Source organism: Nonomuraea aurantiaca (genome assembly GCF_020215705.1).
GTDB classification, from domain to species: Bacteria; Actinomycetota; Actinomycetes; order Streptosporangiales; family Streptosporangiaceae; genus Nonomuraea; species Nonomuraea aurantiaca.
The window spans coordinates 1-18,331 of the sequence record NZ_JAIWNB010000045.1; the positions used below are offsets into that span (position 1 = coordinate 1).

15 protein-coding genes and 1 pseudogene are annotated in these 18,331 nt (G+C 69.0%); 11 read left to right on the forward strand and 5 right to left on the reverse strand.

Going from position 1 to position 18,331, the window contains the following annotated elements; genetic code table 11:
- Positions 1-458 precede the first annotated feature (458 nt).
- Positions 459-1,430 (forward strand): hypothetical protein, encoded by a 972-nt coding sequence (locus LDL49_RS51630; RefSeq protein ID WP_225302316.1) that lies wholly within the window; start codon positions 459-461, stop codon positions 1,428-1,430.
- A gap of 118 nt (positions 1,431-1,548) precedes the next feature.
- Here the strand turns inward: LDL49_RS51630 and LDL49_RS51635 are convergent, their stop codons facing one another.
- Complete coding sequence (locus tag LDL49_RS51635; RefSeq protein WP_225302317.1) at positions 1,549-2,142, reverse strand: TetR/AcrR family transcriptional regulator; 594 nt, start codon at positions 2,140-2,142, stop codon at positions 1,549-1,551.
- Between the two features lie 87 nt (positions 2,143-2,229).
- Here LDL49_RS51635 and LDL49_RS51640 point away from each other — a divergent pair, with 87 nt between their 5' ends.
- Positions 2,230-3,183, forward strand: coding sequence for a quinone oxidoreductase family protein (locus LDL49_RS51640; RefSeq protein WP_225302318.1), 954 nt, complete (start codon positions 2,230-2,232; stop codon positions 3,181-3,183).
- 742 nt (positions 3,184-3,925) lie between these two features.
- On the opposite strand, the gene LDL49_RS51645 is transcribed toward LDL49_RS51640, so the two are convergent.
- Complete coding sequence (locus LDL49_RS51645; protein ID WP_225302319.1) at positions 3,926-5,125, reverse strand: serine/threonine-protein kinase; 1,200 nt, start codon at positions 5,123-5,125, stop codon at positions 3,926-3,928.
- 208 nt (positions 5,126-5,333) lie between these two features.
- Between LDL49_RS51645 and LDL49_RS51650 the strand changes: the two genes are divergently transcribed.
- The 7 genes and pseudogenes from LDL49_RS51650 (at position 5,334) to htpX (ending at position 13,715) form a co-directional block, all read left to right on the forward strand.
- Entirely contained in the window at positions 5,334-6,200 is an 867-nt protein-coding gene (locus LDL49_RS51650; RefSeq protein ID WP_225302320.1) for a NuoI/complex I 23 kDa subunit family protein, read from the forward strand.
- Positions 6,197-6,760, forward strand: a complete 564-nt coding sequence (locus tag LDL49_RS51655; protein ID WP_225302321.1) for an NADH-quinone oxidoreductase subunit J family protein — start codon at positions 6,197-6,199, stop codon at positions 6,758-6,760. The genes LDL49_RS51650 and LDL49_RS51655 overlap by 4 nt, the downstream gene beginning before the upstream one ends.
- A pseudogene (gene nuoK / locus LDL49_RS59560) lies at positions 6,760-7,041 on the forward strand (NADH-quinone oxidoreductase subunit NuoK); the annotation flags it as partial. The gene LDL49_RS51655 and the pseudogene nuoK, both read left to right, overlap by 1 nt.
- 248 nt (positions 7,042-7,289) lie before the next feature.
- Complete coding sequence (locus LDL49_RS51665; protein ID WP_225302322.1) at positions 7,290-9,197, forward strand: NADH-quinone oxidoreductase subunit 5 family protein; 1,908 nt, start codon at positions 7,290-7,292, stop codon at positions 9,195-9,197.
- A 73-nt stretch (positions 9,198-9,270) separates the two neighbouring features.
- Positions 9,271-11,013 (forward strand): complex I subunit 4 family protein, encoded by a 1,743-nt coding sequence (locus LDL49_RS51670; RefSeq protein ID WP_225302358.1) that lies wholly within the window; start codon positions 9,271-9,273, stop codon positions 11,011-11,013.
- Positions 11,010-12,638, forward strand: a complete 1,629-nt coding sequence (locus LDL49_RS51675) for an NADH-quinone oxidoreductase subunit N (protein ID WP_225302323.1) — start codon at positions 11,010-11,012, stop codon at positions 12,636-12,638. Before LDL49_RS51670 ends, LDL49_RS51675 begins: the two co-directional genes overlap by 4 nt.
- 225 nt (positions 12,639-12,863) lie before the next feature.
- Positions 12,864-13,715 (forward strand): zinc metalloprotease HtpX, encoded by an 852-nt coding sequence (gene htpX, locus LDL49_RS51680; RefSeq protein ID WP_225302324.1) that lies wholly within the window; start codon positions 12,864-12,866, stop codon positions 13,713-13,715.
- Between the two features lie 42 nt (positions 13,716-13,757).
- Here the strand turns inward: htpX and LDL49_RS51685 are convergent, their stop codons facing one another.
- Both LDL49_RS51685 and LDL49_RS51690 read right to left on the reverse strand, forming a co-directional pair.
- Positions 13,758-14,222, reverse strand: coding sequence for an NUDIX hydrolase (locus LDL49_RS51685; protein WP_225302325.1), 465 nt, complete (start codon positions 14,220-14,222; stop codon positions 13,758-13,760).
- Positions 14,223-14,322: 100 nt separating this feature from the next.
- Positions 14,323-15,486, reverse strand: coding sequence for a serine hydrolase domain-containing protein (locus LDL49_RS51690; RefSeq protein WP_225302326.1), 1,164 nt, complete (start codon positions 15,484-15,486; stop codon positions 14,323-14,325).
- Between the two features lie 369 nt (positions 15,487-15,855).
- Between LDL49_RS51690 and LDL49_RS51700 the strand changes: the two genes are divergently transcribed.
- Complete coding sequence (locus tag LDL49_RS51700) at positions 15,856-16,350, forward strand: MarR family winged helix-turn-helix transcriptional regulator (protein WP_225302327.1); 495 nt, start codon at positions 15,856-15,858, stop codon at positions 16,348-16,350.
- Between the two features lie 39 nt (positions 16,351-16,389).
- Entirely contained in the window at positions 16,390-17,169 is a 780-nt protein-coding gene (locus LDL49_RS51705) for an ankyrin repeat domain-containing protein (protein ID WP_225302328.1), read from the forward strand.
- A 528-nt stretch (positions 17,170-17,697) separates the two neighbouring features.
- Here the strand turns inward: LDL49_RS51705 and LDL49_RS51710 are convergent.
- Positions 17,698-18,195 (reverse strand): YajQ family cyclic di-GMP-binding protein, encoded by a 498-nt coding sequence (locus LDL49_RS51710; protein WP_225302329.1) that lies wholly within the window; start codon positions 18,193-18,195, stop codon positions 17,698-17,700.
- Positions 18,196-18,331 lie beyond the last annotated feature (136 nt).

The following is an 18,331-nucleotide window of genomic DNA, read 5'->3' on the forward strand; positions in this document are numbered from 1 at the left end:
ACCCTCACGGCCTTGTAGTGATCAGCAGCGACTCAGCACCGCACATGATCACTCAAGGCCGTCTCGTTGTCCGCGAAACGATCAAAGCTCCGCTCAGCGCAACAATCCGGACGATAAAGAACAAGCTTAGCGACTGTTCTCTTGCTCTCCCAGGGGTGTCCTTCCGTGGGGTCCTCTGCCACGGTGGACGATCTTCTTCCGCTCCCCCGGAGGGGGTGTCTTTCCGTGGGGTCCTCTGTCGCGACGGGCGGTCTTCTTCCGCTCCCCCCGGGGTGTCCTTCCGTAGGAACCCCGAGCCTCACGGACGGTGTCGCTCCAAGGGACCCCAGCCACCACGGACCGTCACAGGGGTTGAGACGGTCGCGGGACGAGCGATCCATGGTCATTTCCCGGCCCGAAACTTTACCTCCGACGTATCCGTCTTATGTGGATAGGGGGCTATGGGGAGGACGATCGTCATGGACGTTCAGCTTCGGCCGGTAGCGGGGGCGCATCCCGGAGCACGCTGCCCCAAGACCGCCATCTCGTGGGACGGCAACGCGCTGGCGGTCACCGACACCGCATCCGGCCAGTCCTTACGGCTGAGACCCGCGACGCTCTACTGCTACAGCTACGACCAGGCGTTCCTCGTGTCGTCGTCCAAAAAGCCCAAGACCCACGCGGTCCAGGGCTTGGCCGCGCTCGACGAAGACGGCCTGGCGCTCCTCGACCTGCCGGGCGAATGGCACTTCCCGCACTTGACCGACTTCGTGGAGAGGACCGGCCTCCCGCTGGTCGACGCCCGCCACCATGACTCGAAGCGGGTACGCACCGTGCTCGCCGCCCGGGCCCCCGGCTGGCGTCGCCTCCACGGCCGGCCTCCACCGGTGCTGCTCAGGTACCGCAAACCGCTGAGTGTCGGCGTCGGCGTCGCCGGGCTGGCCGCGATGGTGTACCTCGCGTCGACCGGCATGTGGATGGCCTGGCGCGGCATCTCGGCGGTCGGCCGGATGCTCTTGGACGTCGTGGAGGCCAAGTGGCTGGCGGTGGGCTTCAGTCCCGTACTGCTCGTCGTGCGTCCGGTGTCGGCTCGTATTCAGCGGTGGCGTGCAGATCGCGGCCTGATCCTCGGCTCCGCCACGGGCGCGCACATCAGCGTCACGCCAAGCGACGAACTGCAGATCACCCGGGGTAAGGAGCGGCTCCCGAGGATACGGATCGGTGAGGGGCGGGCGGACGCGGTGAGCCTGCTCCTCTACCACTACGACGATTTATCCGGACTTGTCATCCTTAATATGCGGGACGATGCTGTGCACCATCTCCCAGGGCCATGGCTGCCCGACGCGGCCAACCGTTTCGCGCGCCGGCAGGGGCTGAGGCTGGCCGTGCATGCGGTGTCGCGGGACGAGTACATCGCCCTGACCCTCAACTCCCGGGACGCGACACCCTGATCGTGTCGGCTAACCACGCTCGCATGCCCCCGGAGGCCGTCCACCGCGGCGTCCTCGGCCGCACCACCGGCTGCGTCGCTGCCGTCGGATCCCGGGGCTCGGGCTGCCTGGTGGGCTATCAGGGCGTGATCGAGGCGATGCCGAGCTGGTCGAACGCGGTGGCCACGCTCGGTCTGAGCCCGGCTGGGTCGTCGGCGGCCATCTCGCGTCCGGCGTTGTAACAGGCCAGCGCGATCTGCGGCGCCAGCGCGGCCGTTTCGGGCGACGCGCCCTGTTCGCGCAGGACCTCACCCAGCGTCTCGGCCAGGCGCCGCTGCTTGCGGGCCGCGCGGTCGCTGAGCTCGGGGTTGCCGGCGATCAGCCGTTCACGCCGGACATAGTGCTCAGCGTCCCGCGTCACCTCGGTGCAGATGGCCAGAGTGGTCTCACGCAGCAGAGCGAGCGCCTCGGGCAACGAGGGCGCCCCGTCGACGCGTAGCTCACGGTGCCGGCGGGCGACCTTGTCGATCCACTCCTGCTCGCTGGCGAAAACGACCTCCTGCTTGTCGCCGAAGTAGCGAAAGAACGTCGTACGCCCAGCTTCAGCCCGTTCCGCGATGTCCGCGACGGTCACGTCGGCGTAGCCGCGTTCGGCGAACAACTCGTAGGCGGCCGCGACGATCTCGTCACGAGCTCGCTGCCGCTTGCGTACGCGGAGGGGTGGTCGGGACACCAGCGCAGTCTATCGCTTTCCGAACGCGATCCATTATGGTACTCAGTACCAGTTGGTACGAAATTCCTCAAGAATGGGACGTACGAGATGCGAGCAGTGCGGATCACCGAGTTCGGCGGCCCGGAAGTAGTGGCCGTACACGAGGTGCCCGACCCCCAGCCCGCCCCCGGACAGACCCTCCTCCACGTGTCGCGATGTGGGGTGAACTTCGCCGACACCCTCCTGCGCGAGAACGCCTACCTCACCGCGGCCACGCTGCCGCTGGTGCCAGGGAGCGAAGTCGTCGGCCGGACCGAGGACGGCCGCCGGCTGGCCGCCATGATCGAGAGCGGTGGATACGCCGAGAAAGTCGTCCTACGGGAGGACGCCACCTTCCCCGTGCCCGACGGGGTCGACGACGTCGCCGCGGTCGCCCTGCTCATCCAGGGGCTGACCGCTTGGTGGCTGATCAACCACACGAGCCGTCTGCGATCCGGCGAGAGCGTGGTCGTGCACGCGGCGGCGGGCGGTGTCGGTTCGCTGGCCGTACAACTGGCCAAGCTGAGCGGCGCGGGCCGGGTCATCGCCACGGCCGGCACGCCGGAGAAGCGTGAACTGGCGCTGTCTCTCGGCGCGGACGCCGTCGTCGACCCCGCGGCCGAGGACCTCACCGCGGCCCTTTGCGCGGCGAATCACGGTGAGCAAGTCGACGTGGTCCTGGAGATGACCGGCGGCCCTGTCACCGGCCAGAGCATCGCCGCGCTGGCCCCCTTCGGCCGACTCGCCTACTACGGAATGGCCAGCCAGGTGGAACCCGAGAAGGTGGCGCCACGCGATCTCCAGCGCCGCTCCCTCACCGTCAGCGGCTTCTGGCTCATGAACGCCTTCGCCCAGCCGGTGACTCTCGCCAAGGCGTACGCGGAGTTGGCGGCACAGGTCGTCGCGGGCGAACTCCGCGTCATCAACGGTGGTGACCACCCGATGTCGGAGATCCGGCGCGTACACGAGGAACTCCGCAGCCGCCGTACGACCGGCAAACTGGTCATCGACCCCAGCCGGTAGCCCCGCGCCGGCCTGCCAAGCCGCATATGAGAGTCAGCACAGCAAGCGCTCCTCCATCCTCGGCCTCTGCCCCGGGGCGGTGGTGCATTCCGGAGGAGATCATGTTCGACACCCGGATCACTTCCCCCTGCCCGGGGAGCGGTGGGCCTGTTCAGGCCAGGAGCCCGGCGCAGACGAGGTCGTGCCGCGTCGGCAGGGCCCCTACGAACGCACGTCTGCCGGGGCGTTGGGAATGCCCAGTCTGGCCTGCGCGAACCATGCCGTTCGCACTTCGCGGTCACGATCCCCGCCTGCCGCTCCGCCGGTCGGATGACCACCCGGCCGACGACATGGGCGGCGAGCATGAGGACCGATGAGAGCTCTACCGTCCAGCCGACATCTGGGCGGCGGAAGTCACCCCCCAAGTGGCGATCAGTCGGTTAAGTGACGACCAGTCGGTTGGTGAACGGCGGGATAAGTCGGACCAGGCAGGGGCGATTCGGGTCGGTCGGCGGGGGAGCGTCAACGTCTCCGACGTAAATACGGCCCGCGCGACGAGGACAACCTGACCCGGCTGGCGTTATCCACAGCCGGGGGCGCTCGCCGCCAGCCACAAGGCGGAGGTCGTCCACCGCGACTTCAAGCCTCGACTTCAGCCGAGCAACGTGCTGATCGGACCGGTGGACGCTGAAACGTCGGGGGCCGGGTCGGGGCCGGATCGGGTCAGCGGTTGCGGGACCGTTGGCGGGCTGGGGCGATTGGGTCAGTGGACGATGGCCAGCATCACGTCGGACGCGGACGGTCGGTCGTCGGGGCTCTTGTGGAGGCAGGAGCCCGCGATGCCGCGGAGGGCGGGCGGTAACGGCGACAGGTCCGGATGGAAGGTGAGCACCCGGTTGAACACCGCGGGCACCGTGTCCTCCCCGAACGCCGGCCGCCCCGTCGCCGCGAACATCATCGTCACCGCCCAGCTGAACACGTCGGACGGCGGCCCCACCGGCGCCCCGGACAGCTGCTCAGGCGACATGTACGGCGGAGTGCCGACCATCTTGCCCGAGGTCACCGTCATCTGGTCGAGCGCCCGCGCGATCCCGAAGTCGATCACTCGCGGCCCGTCCGGTCCGATCAGCACGTTGCTCGGCTTGAAGTCGCGGTGGACGACCCCCGCCTTGTGGATGGCGGCGAGTGCCCCGGCTGTGGATAACGCCAGCCGCGTCAGGCTGTCCTCGTCGCGCGGGCCGTACTTGCGTACGAGATGCTCGAGCGACGGACCCTCGACGTATTCGCTGACGATGTAGGCGTGCTGACCCGTGATGCTGACGTCGAGCACCCGGGCCGTGGAGAACGTCGCCACCCGCCGCGCCGCGTCCACCTCCCTGGCGAACCTGGCCCGCGCCACGTCGTCCACAAGGTCGTGCAGAACCTTGACCGCGACCCGTACGCCGTTGGGCGCCATCGCCAGATAGACCGCGCCCTGCCCGCCCCGCCCGAGCGGCTGGAGCACCCGGTAGTGCCCGATCCACTCGGGCTCGTGCGGCCGGCGCTGCTGACTCGGAGCGGTGGTGCGCTGGCGCAGATCGAAGGGCGGGGGAGTGCTCCGGTGCTGGTGGGGAGGCTGGTAGGCAGGTCTGTTGAGGCGGGCCCGGACCATCCTGGGGACGAGGATGCCCGAGTGGATGACCCCGCCCAGCCAGCTGATCGCCAGCGCGACCGTGACCAACCCCGACAGTGGGTCCGGGAAATCGTCGTACTCCGCGTAGGTCACGGCCGCCAGCAAGAACGAGCCGATGCAGATGGCATAGAAACCAGCCGCGACGACCTGCCACGTGCTCCGCAACCAGTAGGCCGCGAACCCGATCGTGAACGGCGTCGCCAGCCCACACGTCAGCAGCGGCAGCACCGCCCACACGATGGCCGCCGCCCATGCTCCGCCGCTGGGACGGGGCGGCTGGCTGTACGACATGGCGGGAAGACTATCGCGCAGGACTTTCACATATCGGGTGTGGACACATCTTGTGGATAACCTCCGGTCAGCCTGTGGATAGCTGTGGAAAACTTGGGGACAATGGGCCTGGAGCGTTCACCTGCGCGGTCAAGTGCGACATGATGTTGATATGGCGCGGATACCGGGAGTCGGCCTCGCGAAGGGCCTATCGGTCACTCTTCGTCACATGCTGCGCAAATCCGTGACACAGCAGTATCCCGAGGTCAAGCCCGCCCTCCCATCGCGCAGCCGCGGCGTCATCGCCCTGGTCGAGGAGAACTGCACCTCCTGCATGCTCTGCGCGCGCGAGTGCCCCGACTGGTGCATCTACATCGACTCGCACAAGGAGACCCTCCCTGCCCCTGAGGGGGGACGTCCCCGGCAGCGGAACGTTCTCGACCGGTTCGCCATCGACTTCGCCCTGTGCATGTACTGCGGGATCTGCATCGAGGTGTGCCCGTTCGACGCGCTGTTCTGGTCGCCCGAGTTCGAGTACGCCGAGGGTGACATTCGGAACCTTCTACACGAGAAGGACCGGCTCGCGACCTGGGTCCCCACGGTGCTGCCTCCTCCTGCCCACGATCCTGGCGCGGAGCCGCCGAAGGAACTCACCGCCGCCCGCCGCCCGGCCCGCACTCCGTCCAGCGGCCGCCCCGGCGCCGCGGGATCGGCCGCGGACCGCACTGGCACAGCTTCTGACCCCGCCGCTGGCGCCGCATCCGAAGCGGCTTCTGGCTCTGCCTCCAGTGCCGACGCTTCCAGAGCCGACGCTTCCCGTACCGCCCCCGGGCCTGCCTCCAGTACTGCGTCCGAACCTGCCGCCGATACCGCCGCCGGCCCGGCTTCGAGCGCCGAATCCGGCCCGTCATCCACAGGCCGGCCATCTGCCGAAGACTTTTCCACAGGCTCGGGCCAACCGTCGTCGCCGCCCGGCCGCGGGGAGCAGACTTCTGGCACGAGCCGACGCGGGCGCAGGATGGCCGATCCTCGATCCATCCGCCCGCCCGGGCGGCTCGACCCTGAAAAGACAAGGGAGTCCGAGGAGGATTCGTGACCGAGGCGGTGCCCTCCTATCTGTCACCCACCGGGCAAGAGATCGTCTTCTTGCTGCTGGGTGCGGTGGCGGTCGGATCCGCGCTGCTCGTCGTCACGACCAGGCAACTGGTTCACGCCGCCCTCTGGCTGGTCGTCTCCTTCGGCGCCCTCGCCGGCGGCTACCTGGTGCTGACCGCCGAGTTCGTGGCCTGGGTCCAGGTGCTCATCTATGTGGGCGCGGTGGTGGTCCTGCTGCTGTTCGGCATCATGTTGACCCGTGCCCCGATCGGCCGCTCCGCCGATCTCGACAGCGGCAACCGGTGGGTGGCGGCCGTGGTGGCGGTGGCGACGGCGGCCGTCCTGGTCACGGTGGTGATCGACGGCTTCCGCACGGCGTACACACCGCTGAAACCCGGCGCCGGCGCGGCGAAGGAGCTGGGCGCCAGCGTGTTCAGCACGTGGGTGCTGCCTTTCGAGGCGCTCTCGGTGCTGCTGCTGGCCGCGCTGATCGGCGCCATCGTGCTGTCCCGCACGGACATACCCGGGGGTTCGCCACCTGAGCAGACCGGGGGTTCTTAGTGCACATCGTCTACCCGGCGGTCGTCTCCGCGCTTCTCTTCTCCGTCGGCGTCTACGGGGTGCTCGCCCGGCGCAACACGATCCTCGTGCTGATGTCGGTCGAGCTGATGCTCAACGCCGTCAACCTCAACCTGGTCGCGTTCGACGTGTGGCTGGGCGATCGGCTGCACAGCGGCCAGGTGCTCACGCTGTTCATCATCGTGATCGCCGCCGCCGAGGTCGGGCTGGGGCTCGCGATCGTACTGTCCCTCTACCGCAATCGCCGTACGGTCGACATCGACCAGCTCCGCGACCTGTCCGAACCCGGCACGCCGGACCCGGCGGACCCGGCGGGTAAGTCGGGCGATCAGGCAGACTCCGGCATGCCGGACGATCCCGCATATGCCAGCACGTCGGATGACCCGGCAGACGCGCCGACACGTCGGCTGGGCGAGCCCGCGGTGGCGGGAGACCCGGCCACGACAACAGAGTCTGCGGCGGCGGGGGACTCAGCCACGACGGCCGAGCCCGCCAAGCGAGGGGGCGCGCTGTGACTGTCTTCCCGCTCCTGGCCGTCATCCTGCCGTTCGTCGCGGCCTTCGCCGGCCTGCTGCTGTCGCGCCGGCCGCATCGGCGCCCGGAGCGCCCACCGGGTTCAGGGGGCTCAGCGGCCAACACGCGGGCGGCGTGGATCGCGGTGGTGCCCACGGCGGTCGCCGCGGTCCTGGCGCTCTGGCTGGCCTGGGCACCCGGCTTCGCCTTCCTCGAAGACGCGGCGCCGGGCCCGGCCGTCGGCCGCACCTACGGCACCATCGGCACCGGCGCCGTCCCGATCTCGCTGACCCTCCAGGCAGACGACCTGTCCGCCATCCTCGGCGTCCTGGTGACCCTCGTGGCGCTGGCCGTACAGGTCTATTCGGTCGGCTACCTCCACGACGACCCGCGCTACCCCTCCTACAGCGCCTTCATCAGCCTGTTCACCAGCGCGATGCTGCTGGTCGTCTACGCCGGCGACCTCCTCGTCCTCTACGTGGGCTGGGAGGTCATGGGCCTGTGCTCCTACCTGCTCATCGGTCACTGGTGGGAGGACAAGAGCAACTCGCGGGCGGCCATCAAGGCGTTCCTGGTCACCCGGCTCGGCGACGTCGGCTTCCTGTTCGGCATCTTCGTGCTCGGCGGCGCCGCGGGCAGCTTCCGGATATCGGAGGTGCTGGCGAAGGTGCCCGAGATGTCCACGGGCACGTTGGTGACCGCCACCATGCTGCTGCTGGCCGGGGTGGCGGGCAAGAGCGCGCAGGTTCCGCTGCACACCTGGCTGCCCGACGCGATGGCGGGCCCGACCCCCATCAGCGCGCTGATCCACGCCGCCACCATGGTGGCTGCCGGGATCTTCATCGTGGCGCGGCTCTTCCCCGCCTTCCAGGGCGCCCGTCCCACACTCGACGTGCTGGCCGTCATGGCCGCCCTCGGCATGCTGGGCGCCGCCCTGGCCGCGCTCGCCCAGGACGACCTGAAACGCGTGCTCGCCTACTCGACGATCAGCCAGCTCTCCTACATGGCCGGCGGGCTGGCGGCGGGCTCCGACAGCGCGGCGATCTTCCACCTCCTCACGCACGGCGCGTTCAAGGCGCTGCTGTTCCTGTGCGCCGGCGCGGTCATCCACCACGTCGGCTCCAACCTGATGAGCCAGATGGGCGGCCTGAGACGGGCGCTGCCGGTCACGTTCGTCACGATGACGATCGGGTTCGCCGCTCTCGCGGGGCTGCCTCCGGCCAGCGGCTTCTTCAGCAAGGACGAGCTCCTGCTGACCATGGACCGCGCGCTGTCGGGTGGCGGCCTGACGGATGCCGCCGCCCTGCTGCTGTACGGCTGCGCGCTCGCGACCGTCGCCGTCACCGGGGCGTACGCGACCAGAGCCTGGCTGCGCACCTTCTTCGGCGAGGCGAGAGTCGTGGCGCTCCCCGAGCCCGAGCCCGGCACGGCCCACGTGATCGACATCCGCGAGGCGCCACGGACGATGCTCGTGCCCATCGTGCTCCTGTCGGTGCCCGCCGCGCTCCTCGGGTTCGCCGGCGGACTCCACGTGGAGCTCGGGGTGGCGGCCATCAGCGTCGTGCTCGCACTGCTCGGTGCCGGGGTGGTGTACGCGTTCTGGCGCAGTGACCCCCTCGCCGACCCGGCCCGCCTGCTCGGCCCCCTGCGCGTGCCGTGCGAGCGGGCGTTCTACGTGGACGGCGTCTACGCCGCCCTGTTCGTCCGGCCTGTCCTGGCGCTGGCCAGGCTCGTGGTCAGGACGGACGACGTGGTCGTGGACGGGGCGGTACGCGGCTCGGGGCGGTCCGCGCAAGGGCTGTCCGGGCTGCTGCGGCTCGCCCAGAACGGCAACGTCCAGCTCTATGTGAGCGGCGTGCTCGTCGGCGTCCTCCTGATCGTGGTGGGGGCGGTGGTGTTGACGTGACCCGCTCGCGTGCCCTCGCGATGAGGGCGGCTCGCTGGCTTCCTGCGGCGGTGCTGGTGGTGGTGTTCACATGATGAGCTGGCTTCCTGTGGCGCTGCTGGCGGTGCCCCTGATCGGCGCGTTGCTGCTGCTGGTGGCGCCCACCGTGGTGCGCCCCTGGCTGCGGGTCTATGGGCTGGTCGTGTCGGGCGTCGCGCTGGTTCTGGCCGTGGTGATGGTGGCGACGTTCGACTACGGGCAGGCGGCGCGGCCGCAGTTCGCTGTCGACCGCGAGTGGATCCCCGGGCTGGGGCTCCACTTCCACCTGGCCGTCGACGGCATCTCGCTGCCGCTGATCGCGCTGACCGCCCTTCTGACGTTCCTCTGCTTCGTCTACCTGAGCTGGGGGGACGCACGCGGCCCCGGCCAGCTGCTGCGACCGAGAGCGGGGGGCGCGCGGCCGCGGGCGCTGGTGTTCACGCTGCTCGTGCTCGAAGTCGGCATGGTCGGTACGTTCCTCGCGCTCGACCTGCTGCTGTTCTTCGTGTTCTTCGAGATCGTGCTGATCCCGATGTACTTCCTGATCGCCATCTGGGGCGGCAAGGGCCGGCGGGGCGCGTCGATCAAGTTCATCCTCTACACGCTCCTCGGCTCGGTCGTGATGCTGCTCGGCCTGCTGCTCGTCTGGGCACGTACCGGCACGCTCGACATCGTCGCCCTCGGCCAGGCACACGGCGCGGGCATGCCCAGGGCCGTACAGATCCTCGCGTTCGTGGCGATCGGCGTCGGGCTGGCCGTCAAGACGCCCATGTGGCCGCTGCACACCTGGCTCCCCGACGCGCACACCGAGGCGCCCACCGTCGGCTCGGTGCTGCTGGCCGGCGTGCTCCTGAAGATGGGCACGTACGGCTTCGCCAGGATCGCCATCCCCGTCCTGCCAGAAGGGGCGGCGGCGGTGGCGCCGTGGCTGGGGGCGTTCGCCGTGGTCGGCATCGTCTACGGCGCCCTGGCCTGCCTCGCGCAGCGCGATCTCAAGCGCATGATCGCCTACTCCTCCGTGGGCCACATGGGCTTCGTCCTGCTGGGCTTCGCCACGCTGACCACCGTGGGCATCAACGGCGCCCTGTTCGCGAACGTCGCCCACGGCCTCATCACCGGCCTGCTGTTCTTCCTCGCCGGCGCGATCAAGGAGCGCTACGGCACGGCCGACATGCGTGCCCTCGGCGGCGGCATGCTGGCCACGCTGCCCCACCTGGGGTCGGTGCTGACCTTCGCGGCCATCGCCTCGCTCGGGGTGCCGGGGCTGGCCGGGTTCTGGGGGGAGATGCTGTCCCTCTTCGGCGCCTTCCAGCCGGCGGCCGGGCTGCCTCGGGGGCTGTTCCTGACGTTCATGGTGATCGGCGGGCTGGGCGCGGTGCTGACGGCGGCGTACTTCCTCGTCATGCTGTCCCGCGTGACACACGGCCGCCCCGAACGCGCCCGGGCGGTCCCGGCCATCGCCGGCTCGGGCGCTTCTGGCGTAGGCGATTGGCCGCCCGGCGGGTCCGCGTTGCCGGGCAGTGAGTGGTCTGGGTGGGCGGGCGAGTCGCCGGACATCGAGCAGGCTGGGTGGGCGGACGAGCCGCCGGACAGCGAGGGTGCCGCAGGGGCGGCGGATCCGACCGCGGGTAAGGGCGAGGGCGGTGCAGGCGGGCGGGTGCTACGGGACATCCAGGGGTACGAGTTCGCCGCCTGGGTGCCGTTGATCGTACTGATTCTGCTGTTCGGGCTCTGGCCGAAACTGCTCCTCTCGCTCACCACACCTGCCGTACAGACCCTGCTGGGGGCCCTGTCATGATCCAGCAGATCGACTACTCCGTCATCGCGGTGCCCCTGGTCCTCGCGCTGGTGGCCGGGCTCGTGCTGATGCTCGACGCGTTCCTCCCCAGCGGGGGACGTACCAGGACCGGGCTCGGTCTGGTCAGTCTCGCGGGCGTCGTCGTCGGTCTGGGGTTCGTCGTGGCGCAGGCCGTACGCGGTGACGGAGCGCGGGCGACCTTCTGCGTTCCCGAAAGCCTCGCCACCGCGGCGGGCCCCGGAGGCGAGCCGGCGTGCTCGTTCGTGGTCGACCGGTTCACGTTGATCTTCGCCGGGCTGGTGCTGGTCGCGGGCGTCGTGGTCGTGCTGATGTCGATGACCCAGCTGGCCATGGGCGGCATTCCGGCAGGTGAGTGGTATTTCCTCCTGCTCTGTACGCTGGTCGGCGCGGTCACCCTGCCTGCCTCGCGTGACCTGATCATGCTGGTGGTGGCCCTGGAGCTGGTCTCGCTGCCGGTCTTCGCCCTCACCGCGCTCAAACGCTACGACGGGCGCTCCTCCGAGGCGGCGGTCAAGCTCTTCCTGGTCTCGGTCGTGTCGACGGCCGTGATGCTGTTCGGGGTCTCGCTGCTGTACGGGATCGCGGGGACGGTCTACCTCTCACGTCTCGCCGCAGTGTTCAGTGGGAAGGCCCCCGCGCCGGGGGTTGGGGCGCCGGAGACATACTCGTCGCTGCTGGCGGCCGGTCCCGGGCTACCCGGGGTGGTGACGGTCGGGCTGGTGCTCGTCGTGGCGGGTTTCGCGTTCAAGATCGCTGTGGTGCCGTTCCACGCCTGGGCGGCGGACGTCTACCAGGGCGCGCCGATTCCGGTCGCCGCGCTGCTCTCGGTGATCTCGAAGGCGGCCGGGTTCGCGGGCCTGATCCTCGTTCTGGTCACGGCGTTGCCCGGCCAGGCGCCGACGTGGGCACCCATCATCGCGGTCGTCGCGGCGCTCACCATGACGGTCGGCAACCTCCTGGCCATGCGCCAACGCGCCGCCGTACGCCTGCTGGCCTGGTCCTCGGTCGCCCAGTCGGGCTACATCCTGGCCCCGCTCGCGGTGACGGCCCAGACCGGGGCGATGGCCGCCGCCCCCGGCATTACCGTCGGTGCGGGTGCGGCCAGTGCCGCGGGGGACGTCGCCGGCGCGGTCGGGGCCTCCGTGGCGTACCTCGTCATCTACGCGGCCATGAATCTGGGTGCCTTCGCGGTCGTCATGCTGATGTCGCGGACGACCGCGCGCAACGAGCTGGACGACTACCGCGGTCTCGCCTTCCGCAGCCCGGTGGCCGCGGTCGCGCTGGCGTTCTGCCTGATCTGCCTGGCCGGTCTGCCGCCGGGGCTGGCGGGGCTGTTCGCCAAGGTGGTGGTGTTCCGGGAGATCGTCGAGGGTGGAGCCGGGTGGCTCGCGGTGGTCATGGCCGTCAACACCGTGATCGGTCTGTACTACTACGTGGTCTGGACGGCCAGGTTGTTCACCCCGGCCGAACCCGTGCCCGCCGGTGTCCGCCGGGCGCTTCCCGCCGCCTGGGTAGCCGTCGGGATCGCTGTGGTGGTGGCGCTGCTGTTCTCGGTCGCACCGCAGCTGGTGCTGGGGATGACGTCGCTGTCCGCCTCCGGGTGAGTCGGCGAGTTGGGGGGCATTCGCCTCCGGATGGTCCAGCGGATGGGGCACAACCGCCTCCGGGCGGACGCATCCTCCTCCAGGTGGGCCAGCGGATGGGCTGCGGTTCCGACGCTCTGAGCAGGTGGTTCGGTAGCGCTGTGCCCTCGGGCGGCCACCACGGGGAACGATGAGTCGGGGGATCGTCGTTGGACGAGGTGAACCCACACCGCGAAGGGGGGAACCTTGCACCACAACGGTCTGCGCACCGCCATTCTGCTGGGCGGCCTATCTGCGTTGATACTCGCGGTGGGCGGGTGGCTGGGCGGAGGCACCGGGCTGCAGGTCGCGTTCGTGCTCGCCATGGCGAGCAGCGGTGTCGCCTACTTCTTCTCCGACCGGATCGCCCTGTCGGCGATGCGGGCGCGGCAGGTCAGCGAGGTCGAGCAGCCCATGCTCTACCGGATCGTACGGGAGCTCTCCAACGAAGCCCGGCAGCCGATGCCGCGCCTGTACATCTCGCCCACTGTGCAACCGAACGCCTTCGCGACCGGTCGGAGTCCGCGCCAGGCGGCGGTCTGCGTGACGTACGGGCTCACGCAGCTGCTCAACCCGGACGAGGTGCGCGGAGTCATCGGGCACGAGCTGTCCCATGTCTACAACCGAGACATTCTGGTCTCGTCGGTAGCCGGCGCGCTGGCCACGATGATCACTTGGCTCAGCTACGTGGCCGTGTTCTTCGGCGGGTCCGATGACGATGAGGGGCCCGGGTTCGTGGGGGCGCTGCTCATGATGGTTCTCGGACCGGTGGCGGCGGGGATGGTGCAGATGGCGATCTCCAGGACGCGGGAGTTCCAGGCGGACGAGTCCGGCGCTCGGCTCACAGGCGATCCGCTGGCGCTGGCGTCGGCGCTGCGCAAGATCGAGATGGGCGCTCGCCGGCTGCCGCTGCCGGAGAACAGCCGCCTCACCTCGGCTTCCCACATGATGATCGCCAACCCGTTCAGCGGGTACGGGTTCGGGCGGCTGTTCTCCACCCACCCGCCCACCGCCGAGCGGGTCGCCCGGTTGGAGCGCATGGCAGGCTACCGCCGCTAGTCCGTCACGTCAGGCTCGAACAGCCCGGCTCGGGCAGTGACGTCAAGCAGTCGAATGGATCTTGCGTACGATGGCGGCAAGGTCCTCGGGGAAGTAGACCTCGTCGGTGGCCTCCAGCTCCTCGGGGCTCCACCACCGGTGACCCAGCGTGGTGGCCTTCTCGATCTCCTCCATGTGCTCGTACGAGATGTCCGTGCCCTCGGCCACCCGGACCGCGAAGAACGTCTGATCCTGGGTGACGGCGTACTCGGCGAAGAAGAACTTGATCGTGCTTGTCCCGTACGGCCCGGTGAGCTGGTCAGCGTCGATCCGGATCCCGGCCTCCTCGTACAGCTCGCGCGCGGCGGCCTCCTGAAGTGTCTCCCCGTCCTCGGCGGCACCGCCGATGGTGAACCAGAACGGCTCGTCAGGCCGGGCGGGATCGAACCCGTGGAGCAGGAGCACCCTGCCCTGTTCGTCGATGGGCAGGGCACGGGCGGTGAAACGGCGCAGGGGGATTTTCGTCACGATAGTTGAGCTTATGCGCCGCACCGCTGCGGATGATCGCCGCGCACCTGCGCTCCTCCAAGACCAGCACCTCCGGCGGTGATGTCGTGGACAAGACGGTTTACCGTGGCAGATGCCCCGATGGCGTGGCCGCGCGCAGGACAGCGGCGGCCAGACGGTGGTTCTCCCGGGCGCCGCCGCCACCACCGAAGGAGAAGCGGCGACGGGTGTAGCTGTAGGCGATGCCGCTGCGGGGGTCCGCGAACGCCTGTGCGCCCACCGCGCCGCTGTGGCCGAAGGCGTCGGCACCGAGAAACGGGTACCGAATGTGCTGGGCCTCGAAACCGAGCAGGAAGTGATCGCGCTCGCCTGTCACCAGGTCGATGCCCCGGGAATGGAGCTTGGTGAACTCGGCCAGGATGTCGGCCCGCAGCAGCGGCCCTCGGCCTTCCACATCGCTGATGATTGCGGCGTACATCTTCGCCAGGCCACGTGCGTTCCCCACGCTGCCCGACGAAGTGGGACCCAAGGCCCGTACGGACCTAGTATTGGCGAACTCCACCAGGTCAGTAGGCGAAGCGGCGTTGAGGTTGAAGGCGACGCCGGTCAGACTGTCCGGCGCCGGGGCGCCGGCCTGGAGTTCGGCCTGCTGGACGGGGGTGGCCCGCACGGGCAGCACCGAGACGTAGCGAGGCTCGAGTTCTTCGGGCAGCCCGAGGTGGAAGTCCAGACCGTACGGAACTCGCACGCGCTGCCGGTACAGCTCCTGGATCGACTGGCCGGTGACGCGGCGCACCACCTCCCCAGCGAGCGCCCCGATGACGAAGGCGTGATAGCCGTACGCGGTTCCCGGCCGCCAGTACGGCCGCTGGCCGGCGAGGCGCTCGGCGAGCACGCGGTCGTCGGCCAGCTCTCCCGTGCTGAACCCGCCGTCCACTCCGATCAGACCGGCGCTGTGCGCCAGCAGTTCCCGCAGGGTGAGCGCGTGCTTGCCTTCTGCGGCGAACTCCGGCCAGTAGTCGGCGACGGCGCGGTCGAGATCCAGGACGCCGTCCTGCACCAGCAGCGCCACCACCAGGTATGCCGCGCCCTTTCCCGATGAGTACAGCCCGTGTAGCGAGTCGCCGGTGACGCCGTCGCCCGCCCACAGATCCACCACCTGCCGCCCGTCCGCGAACACGGCGAGCTGGGCGCCAGGCTCGGCCTCCTCGGCGGTGATCGCCGCGAACTCCTCCCGTACTTTCTCGAACCCGTGGGCGACAGCGCCCTGAATATCGGTGATCATGTGCGATACGTCCTCTTTTGCTGATCGATCAAGCCGCCGTCTTCGCGGGGCGCATAGCTCATGCCGCGGTGTCCAGGCTTACGGCGCGGAGGTGCGGGCGAATGCCAGCAGAGTGGACTCGTGCCCGCCGTGCAGGGTGCCGGTGGAGGTGAAGCCGCTGTAGACCTTGTCGGCGAGCAGGCCCATGGCTACATACCGGCGTCGGCCAGCATCGCCTCCGCATGGTCAGGGCGCACCTTGAAGCGGGTCAGTTCGACGGTTGTGCTCATGGGTTCCTCCTCGATCGCAGTACGGTGAAGACGATATAGTCACCCAGATATATAGTCAATATAGGTGACTATAAGATCAGGTTACTAAGGGAGGTCCGTCATGAGGCGTAGCGAGCGAAAGCGGTCGAATCCTGATTTGGGGGTGCTCGCCAGCCGCCTCCTGTTCGCCGTGCAGGAGGAACTGTTCGAAACCCTCGCCGAGCAGGGACATCCCGGCCTGCGACCGCAGCATGGGGCGGTCCTGGCCTACCTGGATGCCGAGGGCAGCCGTGCCACCGATCTGGCCCGCTCGTCGGGGCAACACAAGCAGGTCGTCGGCAAGCTGATCGACGAGCTGGAGGCCCTTGGCTACCTCGAACGCCGCCCCGACCCCAGCGACCGCCGCGCCAAGCTCATCGTGCCCACAGCGCACGGGCTGGACCAGATGAGCCGCTCGGACGCCATCCTGGCCGCGATCGAGCACCGGCACAGCCACGCCCTAGGCGCCGACGTGTACGCCGAGTTCGAGCGCGTCCTGCGCGAGATAACGAGACGGCAGCGCGCCTGGCGGGCGAGCCCGCCGTCCGAGCCGGCGGGCGAGGGCACCGATGTGTGAGCCCCATCAACCAGGGCGATCGGCGATTCCTCGCATTTGGTGACCTTGCCCATCCCGATTTTGTCGGCCCCGTCCGCCATGATCGGCACACACTTTCAGTACGTCCTTCCAAGGGGTGCCATGTCTGTCAATGGGCGTGACGGCTGGTCCGGCCTCGGCTGGGATGACTGGACCGACCTCGATCTGATCCGTGCACGGCTCGACGCAGGCGCGGACCCTAACTCGGGTGTGCTCTTCCACGTACGACCGTTACACGCCGCAGCCGAGATCGGCTCACCAGAAGTCGTCACGGAGCTGGCCCGGCGAGTGGACGATGTCGACGCTCAGGGTGAGGGCCGTACCGCGCTCTGGCAAGCCGTCTTCGCCAACCGCCCCGACAACGCCCGCGCACTGGTCGACGCAGGAGCCGACCCGTGGCGGCCAATGATGGGTGGCTGGTCACCCGGACGGCTCAGCCTGGCCGGACTCACCCCAAATCTGTTTCCTGTGCCGCCCGGTCAGGCGGGTCTGTTCACAGCGGAGATCGAGGCGGGGGCGGAGGCCAGGCGGTTGATCGCAGCATTGGGCACGCTGTACGTGGAGGGCCCCGGGCTGGCCTGCGTGGCCGGCATCGCCGCGGCTGAAGCGGCAAGGCGGCTGTCGGCCACACCGGTCGAGGAGTCAGAACTCGATGAGCTTGGATACGACGACGATGACGAAAGCATCCTCACGGTCGGCATCACGGATGTGCCCGGCGGATGTGTCGTCAGCCAGCCCTGGGGCTACGGGCCGCAGATGCCCCGGGTCATGGAGCTGCTGTCAGCGGGCACCGTCTGCTAGGGGCTCTACGCCAACCCGAAGAGCGGCAACCAGGGAAGCATCGTACGTGACGGTGTCGTCGAAGGCGGAGACCTGCACCCAGGCGGCGGGGACCCGTCGCCCGACGACTCGGCCGGCGACATCCTGGCCTCGTTCCTCTACCGGTACAACGCCGTGGCCTACTGCTGTGCCTATGCAGGACTCAGGCTGACCAACGCCGCAGCCGTCAACGGCTCGCCCGACATGTGGGTACGGCTGCCGGACGGCGACTATTGGCACTGACGGCCCGCGCGGCCGGCGTTCTTGCCCCGGGTCGGTCGGCATCGCCTGCGGCACTATTTCGCCACGCTCCCGATCCACAAGGCGCCTGGGTGGCTCTCGGCGCTCCATGCCGATGGTCACGCTCAACGCGCATGTAGGGGAGTGGCCCGAGGCACAGGAGAAAACGTTGTCCTCGTGGACAGCGCGCTCGGCCGTGTGCCCCGGATATGCCCTCCGCGATCTTCCCAGCGATGAAACACCAACTCAGAGCGGGGGTTCCTGCCGCTGCTAGCGGTAGTTCACGAACTGCAGGGCGATGTCCAGGTCCTTGCCCTTGAGCAGGGACATGACCTCCTGGAGGTCGTCCTTCTTCTTCGAGCTGACCCGCAGTTCTTCACCCTGAATCTGGGCCTTGACGCCCTTGGGTCCCTCGTCGCGGATCAGCTTGGAGATCTTCTTGGCGTTCTCCTGGTCGATGCCCTCCTTGAGCGAGACCAGCATGCGATATTCCTTGCCGGACAGCTTGGGCTCGTCCGCGTCGATGATCTTCAGGGAGAGGCCTCGCTTGACCACCTTCTCCTTGAACACGTCGAGCGCGGCCCCGGCCCGCTCCTCGCTGTTGGCCTTGATCTCGATACTCTGCCCGGTCCAGCTGATGCTGGCCCCGGTGCCCTTGAAGTCGAAGCGGTGTCCGATCTCCTTGACCGTCTGGTTCAGCGCGTTGTCGACCTCCTGGCGGTCGATCTTGCTGACGATGTCGAAAGATGAATCGGCCAAAACGCACATCCTCTCGCTGCGTAAGCATTAGGCGGTATCCGGTTCCAGTTCTTGCGGACCTCGAAACGCGCCCCTGCGAACGCGGACCCCAGCGTACGAGCCTAGCCAGCATCGGCGCGTCGTGCAGGGCGCCGGGCCTTGATCC

Excerpts from the sequence above, each read along its gene's own strand:
- LDL49_RS51630 (WP_225302316.1), top strand. The coding sequence starts at position 459 with ATGGACGTTCAGCTTCGGCCGGTAGCGGGGGCGCATCCCGGAGCACGC.
- LDL49_RS51640 (WP_225302318.1), top strand. The coding sequence starts at position 2,230 with ATGCGAGCAGTGCGGATCACCGAGTTCGGCGGCCCGGAAGTAGTGGCC.
- LDL49_RS51645 (WP_225302319.1), bottom strand. The coding sequence starts at position 5,125 with ATGTCGTACAGCCAGCCGCCCCGTCCCAGCGGCGGAGCATGGGCGGCG.
- LDL49_RS51650 (WP_225302320.1), top strand. The coding sequence starts at position 5,334 with ATGCTGCGCAAATCCGTGACACAGCAGTATCCCGAGGTCAAGCCCGCC.
- LDL49_RS51670 (WP_225302358.1), top strand. The coding sequence starts at position 9,271 with ATGAGCTGGCTTCCTGTGGCGCTGCTGGCGGTGCCCCTGATCGGCGCG.
- LDL49_RS51675 (WP_225302323.1), top strand. The coding sequence starts at position 11,010 with ATGATCCAGCAGATCGACTACTCCGTCATCGCGGTGCCCCTGGTCCTC.
- LDL49_RS51690 (WP_225302326.1), bottom strand. The coding sequence starts at position 15,486 with ATGATCACCGATATTCAGGGCGCTGTCGCCCACGGGTTCGAGAAAGTA.
- LDL49_RS51700 (WP_225302327.1), top strand. The coding sequence starts at position 15,856 with ATGAGGCGTAGCGAGCGAAAGCGGTCGAATCCTGATTTGGGGGTGCTC.
- LDL49_RS51710 (WP_225302329.1), bottom strand. The coding sequence starts at position 18,195 with ATGTGCGTTTTGGCCGATTCATCTTTCGACATCGTCAGCAAGATCGAC.